General features: G+C 70.6%; 13 protein-coding genes. 6 read left to right on the plus strand and 7 right to left on the minus strand.

The window, feature by feature from the left end; genetic code table 11:
• The 3 genes from ACWGSK_RS21990 to ACWGSK_RS22000 all read right to left on the minus strand — a co-directional run bounded on the left by ACWGSK_RS21990 (window position 1) and on the right by ACWGSK_RS22000 (window position 3,031).
• The gene (locus ACWGSK_RS21990) at window positions 1–1,926 is read right to left on the minus strand and encodes a CHAT domain-containing protein (protein ID WP_452456600.1); all 1,926 of its coding nucleotides are present in this window, start codon (window positions 1,924–1,926) and stop codon (window positions 1–3) included.
• Window positions 1,927–2,111: 185 nt separating this feature from the next.
• Complete coding sequence (locus ACWGSK_RS21995; RefSeq protein WP_452456601.1) at window positions 2,112–2,504, minus strand: carboxypeptidase regulatory-like domain-containing protein; 393 nt, start codon at window positions 2,502–2,504, stop codon at window positions 2,112–2,114.
• Window positions 2,501–3,031: an RNA polymerase sigma factor gene (locus ACWGSK_RS22000; protein ID WP_452456602.1), complete on the minus strand. Its 531-nt coding sequence runs from the start codon at window positions 3,029–3,031 to the stop codon at window positions 2,501–2,503. The genes ACWGSK_RS21995 and ACWGSK_RS22000 overlap by 4 nt, the downstream gene beginning before the upstream one ends.
• A gap of 364 nt (window positions 3,032–3,395) precedes the next feature.
• On the opposite strand from ACWGSK_RS22000, the gene ACWGSK_RS22005 reads away from it, so the two are divergent.
• The gene (locus tag ACWGSK_RS22005) at window positions 3,396–3,890 is read left to right on the plus strand and encodes a DUF3145 domain-containing protein (RefSeq protein ID WP_304078734.1); all 495 of its coding nucleotides are present in this window, start codon (window positions 3,396–3,398) and stop codon (window positions 3,888–3,890) included.
• Between the two features lie 15 nt (window positions 3,891–3,905).
• Here ACWGSK_RS22005 and ACWGSK_RS22010 read toward each other — a convergent pair whose 3' ends face one another.
• From ACWGSK_RS22010 to ACWGSK_RS22025, 4 genes are all read right to left on the minus strand, one after another.
• On the minus strand, window positions 3,906–4,376 hold the full coding sequence (locus ACWGSK_RS22010; RefSeq protein ID WP_358514288.1) for a DUF1707 SHOCT-like domain-containing protein: 471 nt from the start codon (window positions 4,374–4,376) through the stop codon (window positions 3,906–3,908).
• A 126-nt stretch (window positions 4,377–4,502) separates the two neighbouring features.
• A complete protein-coding gene (locus tag ACWGSK_RS22015; protein WP_452456603.1) occupies window positions 4,503–5,291 on the minus strand; it encodes a 3'(2'),5'-bisphosphate nucleotidase CysQ family protein in 789 nt (262 codons plus the stop codon).
• Window positions 5,288–6,352 (minus strand): ATP-grasp domain-containing protein, encoded by a 1,065-nt coding sequence (locus ACWGSK_RS22020; RefSeq protein ID WP_452456604.1) that lies wholly within the window; start codon window positions 6,350–6,352, stop codon window positions 5,288–5,290. Before ACWGSK_RS22020 ends, ACWGSK_RS22015 begins: the two co-directional genes overlap by 4 nt.
• A gap of 270 nt (window positions 6,353–6,622) precedes the next feature.
• Window positions 6,623–7,153, minus strand: a complete 531-nt coding sequence (locus tag ACWGSK_RS22025) for a YbhB/YbcL family Raf kinase inhibitor-like protein (protein WP_358514294.1) — start codon at window positions 7,151–7,153, stop codon at window positions 6,623–6,625.
• Window positions 7,154–7,329: 176 nt separating this feature from the next.
• Between ACWGSK_RS22025 and ACWGSK_RS22030 the strand changes: the two genes are divergently transcribed.
• From ACWGSK_RS22030 to ACWGSK_RS22050, 5 genes are all read left to right on the plus strand, one after another.
• Window positions 7,330–8,295, plus strand: a complete 966-nt coding sequence (locus ACWGSK_RS22030) for an LLM class F420-dependent oxidoreductase (RefSeq protein WP_452456605.1) — start codon at window positions 7,330–7,332, stop codon at window positions 8,293–8,295.
• 224 nt (window positions 8,296–8,519) lie between these two features.
• Window positions 8,520–8,999 carry a lumazine-binding domain protein gene (locus ACWGSK_RS22035; RefSeq protein ID WP_358514298.1) on the plus strand — a complete coding sequence of 160 codons (480 nt, stop codon included), beginning with the start codon at window positions 8,520–8,522 and terminating at the stop codon, window positions 8,997–8,999.
• Between the two features lie 91 nt (window positions 9,000–9,090).
• Window positions 9,091–9,414 carry a putative quinol monooxygenase gene (locus ACWGSK_RS22040; RefSeq protein ID WP_067603340.1) on the plus strand — a complete coding sequence of 108 codons (324 nt, stop codon included), beginning with the start codon at window positions 9,091–9,093 and terminating at the stop codon, window positions 9,412–9,414.
• A 39-nt stretch (window positions 9,415–9,453) separates the two neighbouring features.
• Window positions 9,454–10,503 carry an aldo/keto reductase gene (locus tag ACWGSK_RS22045; protein WP_452456606.1) on the plus strand — a complete coding sequence of 350 codons (1,050 nt, stop codon included), beginning with the start codon at window positions 9,454–9,456 and terminating at the stop codon, window positions 10,501–10,503.
• A gap of 222 nt (window positions 10,504–10,725) precedes the next feature.
• On the plus strand, window positions 10,726–11,724 hold the full coding sequence (locus tag ACWGSK_RS22050; protein WP_452456607.1) for a LysR family transcriptional regulator: 999 nt from the start codon (window positions 10,726–10,728) through the stop codon (window positions 11,722–11,724).
• Window positions 11,725–12,141: the final 417 nt, after the last annotated feature.

Genomic DNA, 12,141 nt, shown 5'->3' on the forward strand with positions numbered 1-12,141 from the left:
TCAGCCGACATAGCAGCAAAAGCCCACGTGTCCGAGGTGGTCGGCGACCGCCTCGGACACGTCCCCGCCACCGGCCAACGCGCGGTGGAACAGCCGCATGGCCGCACCCGTGCGTTCGTCGGAGACCGGCAACGGACTCGCGACCACGGTGCGCGTCCCGAGCGCCAACAGGGTGCCCGCGAAGCCACCCGGTGAGCGTGTGAGGAACCCTCGGCCGCCCCAACAGGTGGCCAGGGTGACCAGCGCCGCCGGAGCGGGCACCCGCAACAGGTCCCGGGCCGACAGCGGGCCGTCGGACAGTTCGACCCGGGACGACAGCGCCGAACGTTCGCCGGCGTGCCCGTGCCCGGCCAGGTGGGCCAGGTCGGTGTCGGTGAGCGCCGCCAGGACCTGATCCCGCCGGGCCCGCTCCAGTACCCGGGAGCCCGGGTGGATGCCGGCGAGTGCGCGGACCTCCGCTCCCGCCCCGGCCGGTTCGGCGGCCGCCGCCAACAGCACACGCCCGCCCCGCGGAGGATGTCGCCGCGCCCAGGATCGCGCCCCGGCGACCACCGTGACCGGTCGACCCCGCAGGCTCGGCAACAGTCCCCAGGGCGGATCGTCCAGGTAGGGGACGCCGGTGACCACGAGCGGACGCCCACCGGTCAACGGCAGCACCGGGCCCACCAGGGCCTCGTCCACGGTGGCCAGGGCCGGGGCCGATCCGTCGACGGGCACGGCCTCGCACTCGTGCCGCATTCGGGCCAGGAGGCGACGCAGGGGCGGCAACGGGCCCAGGAACGCGGTGCGCACCCGACCCGCCACCGCCACCAGCGCGACGGCCTGGTCCCCCGCCCTGGTGAAGTGCACGAACGCCCGGTCGCCCAGGGTGTCGAACAACCTTCCCAACACCGGGCCGCGCGGCGCGCGCCGACGAGACACCGTCAGGTCGGTCTCGGTGTCGACCGCCGCGACCAGGGTGTCGCGTGTGACCTCCGTGCGGGTCAACTCCGCCCATTCCAAGGCGGTCGCCGGGTCGCCCACCGCCAACGCGCCCTCCAGACCGGCCTGGATCACGTGAGGGTCGCCGAAGCCGCCCCCCAACCACGCGCCCGGCAGCGGCGCGGGCCGTGGTCGGACGTGGAGGTCCGGTGCGGGCAGACGCTCGGCGAGGGCGGCGAGCGCGCGGGTGGCGTGCGGGCTCGTGACCGGGACGGCGGTGGAGGGCGAGCGCACCTCCAACGCCCGACGGGCGCGTTCGATGGGACGGGCCTGGTGGGTGCGCTCGGTGAGCCGCTCCAATCGGTGGGTCAGTCCGTACCAGGGCGACCCGCGTCCGATGTGCCGCCGGACCCGCAGGGACAGGGCCAACGCCGCCTTGTGATCGCCCTCCAACAGGCGCAGCTTGGCCTCCAACAGGGTGCGGGCGGTGTCGGTCGGCCCCTCCCGCCAAGGTGCCTCGGCCAGGATGCGACCGGCCTCCTCCACCTGGCCTTCGCAGAGCAGGGCTTCGGCCAGGTCCACGCGCAGTGCCTCCTGTCGGTCGGCCGGTACCAGTGGCAGGAGTTCGAGGAAGATCCCGATCGCGCCCGGCGCGTCGCCGCGGTACAGGGTCAGACAGCCCTGGTTCTGGCGGGCGACCGTGCCGAGCAGCGGCAACCCGCGGGTCTCTGCCAGGTCGCGTGCCGCGTGGAGGTGGTCCCCGGCCGGCCCGAAGCGACCGCACAGGGCCTGGGCCAGCCCCAGGTCGGTGAGCACCCCCGGCAGCACCGGGGCCAGGTCCGCGGCGGGGTGCCCCCGTAGCCGACTCCGGATGTCCTCCAACAGGGTGACGGTGTCCTCGAAACGTCCGTCCCGGGCCAGTCGGACCCCGTCGGCGACTCTGGCCAGGAGAGGGCGGGCGGTGCTCGTCGCGGTGGTGTCGGAGGTCGCGCTGGGGGACAACACGTCCGGCTGCCTTTCGCCAGTGGGGCCGGTCGCCTCCAGTGATAGCAGCGGTTCGGGCCGTGGGGGAGTGCCCTCGGCCAACCTGTGGACGAACGAGGCGGGACCGAACCGGACCTATCCCGATAAAGGGTGGCCGAGTGCGAGCCATCGAGAGGGGAACACACCCTGTTTCGGTTCGGCCCTATTCAGATGGTGAACCAGTCGGTGACCACGGGGAGTCGGTCCGGACGCTCCATGGTCAGGGCCAAGGGGCCTCGGCGGAGCCCGTCGGCGTGGAACGCGCCATCGCCCCGTACGAACAAACGCAGGTGTTCCTCGGGTCGGCGCAGGCACACCTCCACGTGGTCGAAGTCGCCGATCACCAGACCCGACAGTGAACTCAGATCCCCGTGCGCGCGCAGCCGCAGGTCGACCCGCAGGTCATCGAGGTGGAAGCACAGCGTCGTCGTGGTGGCCTCGGAACGGGACGGGACGAGTGCCGGGGTGGAGTCGACGATGGTGGGGGCCGTGCGGGCCCGGTCGAGGGAACGGTCGAAGGCGGCCAGAGCCGCACCCCGGCCGGGTTCTGTGTCTTTCACGGATCACGCACGCCTTCCGTCGGTTCGGTGGTGTCGAGGGAACGGCGCAACCGGCGCAGCAGGTTCCGTCGCTCGTTGGCGGTGGTGCGGTGGGAGAGGGGCGCGGCGCCGGGGGAGTCGTCCAGGTAGTGCCGGGCGACCCGCCGGTCGGCCGGGCCCAGCGCGTCGATGGCCTGGTACAGCTCGGCATGGCGTTCCTTGCGCAGGTACACGTCTTCGACGTCGGGGACGAGGGCGGATCCGGACTCCGCGACCAACCGGTGCGGGTCGACCGGCACCAGCTTCCGCAACCGGTCGCGTTGGCGGCCGCACACGTCGCCGGTCACCCGGATCAGCCAGGCCCTGAGCAGGTGGGGGTGGTGCAAGCGCGGCAGGTGCTGGTTGAGGTTGAGCCAGACGGTCTGCACCGCCTCCTCCCGGTCCTGACGGGGCAATCCGTAGGAACGGGCGACGCGGTTCACGGTGGGCAGGTGGCGATCCACGATCTCCGCCCAGGCGCCGGAGTCGCCGGCGCAGGCGGCGAGCACGAGTTCGGCATCGGGTCGAGGGGAGGGGCCGGAAGTGGCCGGAACCGGCTCGAAAGTGGGGGATACATCCCCTGAAGTGCTCGAATATGGCCTATTGCGGCGGGGATCACCGCGGTGGATCTGCTCGCGCGGCTGGTCTGGCACACCCGTCTCCCACTATGATCGGACTCCCTGTCGTCGCCTGTGGCACACGGTAATCCCTGGGTCTTCGGGTCACGTGGGGAACACTGGAAAAGTCCGGTGTTCGAGATGGTTTCCAGAGTGCCTATAGGGCACAATGGGGCAAAAGGCATGCAGCGGGTATGTAACCTTCTCGTGATACGAGGGCGTCGGGGAAGCGCACTCGTTCGTATCAGGAGGTTCGGTGTCCGCACGTGGCGTCTTGTACGTCCACTCCGCGCCCGCGGCGCTGTGCCCACACGTCGAGTGGGCGGTCGCGGGTGTCGTTGGAGTACCCGTGAAACTCGACTGGGTCGCCCAACCCGCAGCCCCCGGCAACCACCGTGCCGAGCTGAACTGGCAGGGGAAACCGGGGACCGCCGGGGCGGTGGCCTCGGCCTTGAACGCGTGGCAGCGCCTGCGCTTCGAGGTGACCGAGGACGCGTCACCGGGTTGTGACGGCGTCCGCTACAGCTACACGCCCACCCTCGGCGTGTTCACCGCCGTCACCAGCGCCGCCGGTGAGGTCCTCGTTCCCGAGGGCCGGCTGCGCGCGGCGATGGAGACCGCCGCCGTCGACGGCGGTGACCTGGCCGCGGAACTCGACCGACTCACCGGCCGGGCATGGGACGAGGAGCTGGAGCCCTTCCGCTACGCCGGTGACGGCGCGCCCGTTCGCTGGCTGCACGCCGTCGGCTGACCCTCCGCACGAGGGTCAGCAGGGCGGCTCGGTGTCACCCGGCCAGATCGTGGAGGCCAGCAGGACCGCCGCCCAGATACCCAAGGGGACCAGCGGCCAGTACAGCATCAGTTCGCCGCCCAGCAGACTGGTCGCCCCCCACAGACCGGTGAGTACCCCTCCGGCGCCCAGCCACCAGCGCCATTCCTCGCCCCATTCCGCCCACGGCAGCCGCCGTGGGCGGTGCGCGGGTTCGGGCCGGGGGTCGCGGACGCGCCCGGTGTGGAACCGGGGCGGAGGGACCGGGACCACGGGCACGGGTAGGTCAGAGGTCAGGGAGCGCAGCTCCCCGACCCGGACCGCGACCAGCGCCGTGCCCACACGGCGCTCGTACTCGTCGTCGTCCAGACGGCCTTCGGCATAGGCGGTCGCCAGACGGTCGATGGTGAGGTCGCGTTCGGTGTCAGAGGCGCGCATCCGGTTCAGCGGCAGACGTTGGGTCTCCACTTCCCACCCCCATAGGCGCGAGTCGGTGACCACACCTTACGTGGCGTGCCCCCGCCACGAAAGAGCACAAGGGGGTCGATTCAACACGCTTTTCCAGCACCATCCAGGGGGCGATATCGTCGCAGGTCAGGGCTGCAACCAGTGGGACACGGCGCGGCAGGTCGAGGGGTCGGCGGCACCCACCAGACCGGTGTGCTCGTAGGCGCCCCGATAGGTGAAGGGAGCGCCGTCCAGCCGGGTCGAGTGACCGCCCACCTCGGACAGGATCAGCGCGGGCGCGGCCACGTCCCAATCGCGTACCGGAACGTCCTTGACGAACAGGTGGGCGACCCCCTCGGCGATCCGGCACAGCTTCAGCGAGATGCTGCCGCTCTCCAGGTACTCGCCGTAGCCGAAGTGGTCGTACACCCGCCGGGCGATACCCGCCGGCTCGGAGGTGTTGTCGGTGAGCACCCCCTGACCGGGAGGGGAGGGAGCGAGTCGAGGCAGCGCGATCCCGTCCCGATGGGCACCCTGGCCGCGCACCGCCGTGTACAGGACCCGATGGTGGGGGGCGAACACGGCCGCGACCTCGGGGGCCTCACCGATCATCAGCGCCGCCTGGGTGACGTAGCCGTCGAACCCGTGCGCGTAGCTGGCGGTGCCGTCGATCGGGTCGATCAACCAGTACCTCGGCGGGCGTGGACCCGACAACGAATCCGGGTCCTCCTCGCTGACCACCGGAATCCGCGGGTCGATCGCGGTCAGTCGCCGGGAGAGCGCCCGGTGGGCCATGGCGTCGGCCTCGGCCTTGAACTGGTCGCCCTCCCACGCACCGCTGCGCACCGAGGGGTCCTCCCGCCGATCCCGCAAGAGGGAACCGACCTCGGTGACCGTCGCGGCCACGGCCTCCGAGAGCGGATGCCCGCCGCTCATCGGGCACGCACCGGTACCACCGGGGACCGGTCGCCCGTGGTGGCCACCGCCCCGGGCAGCGCGAAGCCCTCACCATGCCGGATGGTCTGCGGGGCCGGGGAGATGCCGTGCGAAGTGAACTCCCGCTCGCTGAGGAACTCGTCGCTCCATCGCCGCACCATGGCCACCCCCTCCCGCCACTCGTCGCTCAGCCGGGGACCCCCGGCCACGGCCTGGCGCAGCAGCCCCGCGATCTCGTCGACCCCGGCCGCCGCGGTCAGCGCCGCCGTGGAGGAGAAACGCGGGTTGATCTCGAACACCCGCGGCCGACCCTCGGAGTCCAGACACAACTGCACGTTGAACGGACCGTCCGCGCGCAGCTCCGTCTGGATCGCCCGGCAGGTACGCGTCACCTCGGCGTTGCGCCGACTCACCGCGTACTTGGTGACGCCCTGCTTGAGTACGACCTCCTTGGGCACCACCGCCTGCACCTCGCCGTCCCGCCAGACCACCACCGACACCGTGAACTCGGGCCCGATGACCCGTTCCTGCACGATCAACTCGTCGGCGGCGTACCCGCTCTCGGAGACCGCGCGGGCCAGGTCACGGGCCGAGTCGATGACCATGACCCCCCGGCTGCCACGTCCACTGCGCGGCTTGACGATGAGTCCGCCGGGGGAGCGATCGGCGGCGTCGACGGGCCATTCCGAGGCCGCCCAGGTGCGGGGAACACCGATCGCGGCGTCCTCCAGACGTCGCATCAGCACGTACTTGTCCAGGCAGGTGTCGACGAAGTCCAGGCGGGGCGACAACACCTCGACCCCGTCCTCGGCCAGTTCGCCCACGCGCACCAGCTCCTCGTCCACCAAGGGGATGACGGCGACCGCGCCCTCCTTCGCGCACAGTTCCCGCATGCGGGGGAGGAAGGCCTCGCTGTCGCCCGGTGGCACCAGGTAACCGCGGTCGGCGAGGTAGAGACCCGGAGCGGTGGGATCCATGTCGGTGGCCACCACCCGGAATCCTTGTTCGCGTAGGTGAAGGATGGTTCCGGGGGTAGGGGCCGAACCCGCCGTCGTCACCACGACAGTCGGTTTCCTCGGGATGCTCGAAGACTGCTGTGCCACCGGCTTGTAGACCCTTCCAGACGTCCCTTTGGATCGGAGTGGTGCGGGAGGGGGATGGATCGAGACTAGACCGGAGGGACCGTCCAAGGCTCGTGTTTGGCCGAAACCGGTTGCGGAGTGAACCGGAGGTCCCCTTCGTGCGTGCGCTCCGAGAGCACCGGGAGGAAGGCCGAAGGGCGGGGACGCGCCGCGCGTCCCCGCCCTCCCGATGGTCCCGGGTTCTTCGGGTCACCCCTGTTCGTAGACCGGGGTGATCATCGCGCGTCCCAGCGAGTGCGAGAACAGGTTGAAGCCGAGGAAGGCGGGGCTGCCGGAGGAGTCGATGCCCAGGCTCGGAACGTCGACGGCGTGCACCACGAAGAAGTAGCGGTGCGGCCCGTGTCCGGGCGGCGGGGCGGCGCCGATGTAGCGGTTGCTCCCGGCGTCGTTGCGCAGGGTCACGGCGCCTTCCGGCAGACCGGAACCATTGCCGGCGTCCGCCGCCAATTCGGTCACCTCGACCGGGACGTCGCACACCGACCAGTGCCAGAAACCGCTCGCGGTGGGGGCGTCCGGGTCGAAGCAGGTGACGGCGAAGCTCCGCGTCCCCTCGGGGAACCCGCTCCAGGACAGGTGCGGGGAGACGTCCTCGCCCCCGGCGCCCATGATCCCGCTGACCTGGGCGTTGGGCAGTGTCCGCCCGTCCGCCACGTCGTCGCTGGTGACGGTGAACGAGGCGACCTGCGGCAGGAAGTCGTAGGGGGAGGGTGGCGTGGCCACGGTGATGGCCTCCTTGTCGTCGAGGTTGTTCGTGCCGGCCCGCTGACGGGCCCGTCCCCGAACATACGCCCCGCGAGGGACGTACACCCTGCCGAGCACGCCGGTGGGACGCGGTCTACTCCGGGGTAGGGGTCGCGTTGTACGGTCGTGCCACATCCGAACGAACAGGAGCCGTCATGACCTACCGCTGGGGCATCACCGTCCCCTTCGAGGGAGTCCCCCTGCATGACCAACGGGCTCTCTTCGAGGAGCTGCCCGACCTCGGCTACACCGACGCCTGGTCGGCCGAGGCCAACGGAACCGACGGGTTCACGCCCCTGGCCCTGGCCAGTGTGTGGGCGCCGACGCTGCGGCTGGGCACCGCGATCGTGCCCGCCTACACCCGGGGTCCCGCGACCCTGGCGATGAGCGCCGCCTCCCTGGCCGCCGCCGCGCCGGGCCGGTTCACGCTGGGGATCGGCACCTCCTCCAACGTGATCGTGCAGCGTTGGAACTCCATCCCCTTCGAGGAGCCCTACAAGAAGGTCCGCGACACCGTCCGTTTCCTGCGCGAGGCGCTCACCGGTCAGAAGATCAAGGCCGCCTACGACACCTTCGAGGTCAAGGGCTTCACCCTCGGCGCCGTGCCCTCGGAGCAGCCGCCGATCCTGGTCGCCGCGCTTCGTCAGGGCATGCTGCGTCTGGCCGGTCGAGAGGGCGACGGCGCCATCATCAACTGGCTCTCGTCCGAGGACGTGCGCACCGTCGCGCCGATCGTCCGAGAGTTCGGCGAGGACAAGGAGATCGTCGCCCGGATCTTCGCCATCCCCGACACCGACCCGGAGACCGCTCGGGAGATCGGCCGTCGGGCCATCGCCGCCTACCTGAACGTGCCCGTCTACCGGGCGTTCCACGAGTGGTTGGGTCGTGAGGAGCTCGACCCCATGTGGAAGGCGTGGGAGGAGGGCGACCGCAAGGGCGCACTCGCGGCGATCCCCGACTCCGTGGTCGACGACCTCATCGTGCACGGGCCGGCGGAGTACTGCCGTGAGCGGATCGAGTCCTACGTGGCGGCCGGGGTGAGCACCCCGGTGATCGCGCCGATCGGACCGTCCTCCCACGCACCGGCGGACATCATCCGCGCACTCGCGCCAAGAGGCTGATCCGACCCTCGTTCGGGGTGTCCTCGCACGCGCACCGGTGTGACGGGGACATCCCGACCGTTCGGTATGTTCTGCGTCCCCGGTGCGCTCGACCCGGTCCACGACGCCACCCGTGTTCTGCCTGGTTCTCGTGTGCGAGTGGTCACAGAATGGAAGAATGCGGTAACAATGGTGCGCCTGGATCGACCCCCGGTCCACCGAACCCGCTTCCGGAAGGCACCCCCATGCGACGTTTTCTCCTGTGCTCCCTGCCCCTGACCCTGGCCCTCGCGCTGTCCGCCTGCGGCGGTGAGGAGGAGACCCCCGCCGACGGCACCGACACGGCGGCCGACGCCGCCGGTGAGGACACCGAGGCCGCGGCCCAGATCGTCGCCGAAGGGTTCGTCGCGGCGCTGAACGCCGACGACGCCGAGGCCGCCTGCGCCCTCATCGACGAGGCCGCCCAGGCCGCGGTCGTCTCCCAGAGTGAAGGCGCCGAGGACTGTGTCACGGCCTTCCCCGACTACGCGGAGGGCCTCCCCGACAGCGAGTCCATCGAGATCGGCGAGATCGCCGTCGGCACCGACCTGGACGGTGAGACCGAGATCGTGACCGTCACCCTCGACCACCCCGACCAGGACCCGGGCGCCCTGGAGGTGCGCGAGTCCGACGACGGCGAGTGGCGCGCCACCCGCATCCCGGGCACCACCCTCGGCGGTGCCTGAAGATCCTCGTCCGCGTGACTTCTGAAAGGATGGCTCCACGGGGCACGGCATCACCGCGTGCCCCGTGGCACACAGAGTAAGGAGTTGCGCGATGATCCTCATCGTCGTCAAGTACCGGGTCAAGCCCGAGGCCAAGGACACGTTCCTCGACGCGGTCGCCGACTTCACCGCGGCCACCCGCGCCGAACCCGGCAACCTGTGGTTCGAGTGGTCCCGCAGCGTCGAGCGCGACGACGAGTTCGTGCTCGTCGAGGCGTTCAAGGACGACGCGGGCGAGGCCCACGTCAAGAGCGACCACTTCGCCTCGGGCCTGGCCGCGATGAAGCCGCTGCTGGCAGAGACCCCGCAGATCGTCAGCCGCGTCGTGGAGGGCGAGGGCTGGGACCGGATGGGCGAACTCACCATCGACGAGTGACGGCGGCGCTGAGAAGAGACGGCTGAGGGGGAACGCGAGTTGGACACCTACGTGGCGGACACGGACCGGTACGAGAGACTGGAGTACCGATCCTGCGGTGACAGCGGGCTGCGACTGCCCCGGCTGTCGCTGGGACTATGGCAGAACTTCGGCAACGACCGGAGTTTCGAGAACCAGCGCCGCATCCTGCGCCGCGCCTTCGACCTGGGCGTCTTCCACCTGGACCTGGCCAACAACTACGGTCCGCCGCCGGGCTCCGCGGAGGAGAACCTCGGACGGATCCTGGCCAGGGACCTGGGCCCGTACCGGGAAGAGTTGGTGATCACCACCAAGGCCGGTTGGACCATGGGTCCCGGACCGCACCAGCAGGGCGGTTCCCGCAAGTACCTGCTGTCCTCGCTGGACCGCTCCCTTGAGCGGATGGGCCTCGACTACGTCGACGTCTTCTACAGCCACCGACCCGACCCGGACACCCCGCTGGAGGAGACCATGCTGGCCCTCCACCACGCGGTGGTGTCCGGGCGGGCCATGTACGCGGGGATCTCCTCCTACGGGCCTTCGCTGACCCGCAGGGCGGCGGCGATCATGCGCGACCTCGGCACGCCGTTGGTCGTGCACCAGCCCTCCTACTCCATGCTCAACCGCTGGGTGGAGGACGGCCTGTTGGAGGCCACCGCGGACGAGAAGATGGGCGTGGTGGCGTTCTCCCCGCTGGCCCAGGGGTTGTTGACCGACCGGTACCTGGACGGATCGGTGCCCTCGGACTCCCGAGCCGGGGTGGGGCGGCCCAGTTGGCGGGACAACATGCTCACCGACGAGGTCCTGGAACGGGTGCGGGGACTGAACGTGATCGCCCTCGAACGGGGGCAGACCCTGGCGCAGATGGCGATCTCCTGGGTGCTGCGCGACCGGGGTCCGCGCACCGTGACCACCGCGCTCGTCGGCGCGTCCAGCGTCGAGCAGCTGGAACAGAACCTCAAGGCGGTGGACTCCACCGAGTTCACCGAGGAGGAACTACGCGCCATCGACCGGTGGGCGGTCGACTCCGACATCAACATCTGGTGGGGCGCCACGGCGTCCAAGGAGTAAAGCCCCTCGGGCGGAGTTGAGGGTCGGCTGTCTCCGGTACGGGGTTTCTTGGTACTGAGCGCCCCTTTCGGGGCGTAAGTCCCTTGTTCGGGAACCCGGTGTCACCTAGCTTGACCTCAACTCCGCCCGAAAGGCCGCCATGCCATCCCCCAGGCACCGGACGCCCTGCCCCGTTCCCTGGGCGTGTTCCGACCCAGAACTCCCCCTCGACGGGAGTTCACCATGACCCCGACCCAGCTCAGAGCGTTCTCCACCGTGGTCCGCCTCGGTTCGGTCAAGAGCGCCGCCCAGGAGCTGTGCGTCTCCGAGTCCGCCGTGTCCCTGCACATCGGCAAGCTCCGCAAACTCTTCGACGACCGCCTGTTCTCCCGTACTTCCTCCGGGCTGACCCTCACCCCCGGTGGACTGCGCCTGGCGAGCCGCGCCGTCGAACTCATCGGGCTTCAGGACCGCATCCTGCGCGAGGTCGGCCGCGCCCGCGATGGCACCCGCCTGTTGCGGATCGCCGTCACCACCCTGTTCGCCGAACACGCCGCCCCGGGTCTCATCGAGCTGTTCGTGGGCCGCGCCGACGACCTCGACGTCGAACTGAGCGCGCACTCCCCGGACCGGTTCGTCGAGTTACTGCGAGAGCGCGCCGTCGACGTCGCACTCGGTCCGATCCCCCCGGAAACCGGCCTCCCCGCCGGTGGCGTGATCTCCCGCCGCGTGCTCAAGTACCAACTGCTCACCGTGGTGGCCCCCGACCATCCCCTGTCCCAGGGCCGGATCGACTCCGAGCGCCTGCGCGAACACCCCTGGATGCTCGGCCCCTCCGCCCTCGACCGCACCGGCCTGGTCCCGTCCGCGCTCCGTCGCATGGGCGTCCCGGAATCGCGACAGCGGGTGTTCCCCAGCCACTCCGCCGCCCTGGAACAGGTCAAACGAGGCTCGGGGATCGGCTTGGCGCTGGGCTTCACCATCGGCCACGACCTGGCGGACCGAAGACTGGTGACCCCGTGCGGCCCACCGGTACGGACCTCAGGGGTGTGGGGCGCCACCAGCCTGCCCGACCAGGACGAAGGAGTCGCGGGGGAGTTCGTCCGCTTCGCCACCACCCCCCGCGCCACCCAGGCCATGCTCCGGGGCTCGGGCGTTCACCGAGGCCGCTTCCGCCCCACCACCCACGTGACCCTGTGGAGCCACGGAGAGTTCACCGCCGGGGTCCCTCTCCCGCGCTGACGCCGGTCCCGGGCCCCTCCAATGAGGATGCCTCTTGCCCGCAGCGCCGGTCTTCGTGCCCTGAAGGGGAGTGGTCATTGCAAGGAGGAACCCGTCGGGGCCTCGGTCAGGAGGGGGAGGAGGGCGGGGCGGGGGCGGGCAAGGGGCTACTGCCGGTGATGGGTTATCCACAGGCGGGGAGTTCGGGGTGGTGGTGGAGCGCGTGGGCGTGATCCCATTGATTTTGGGGGAGCCGCTGGTTCCGCCGGTTTCGTGCTGCCCGGGGGTGGGTGTGGTGGGGGTGGGGTGGGGCGTGGGATGCCTCAGGTTTCTGGTTCTTGGGGTTGTTGGGCGGGGTGGGGGTGGGTTCTCCCTCCTTCCCCGCCGCGTGATTGTTGCCGCCCGCACCGCACGCGTCAAGGCAATGTTGAGTCCTGT

The organism is Nocardiopsis sp. NPDC055551 (assembly GCF_053619415.1).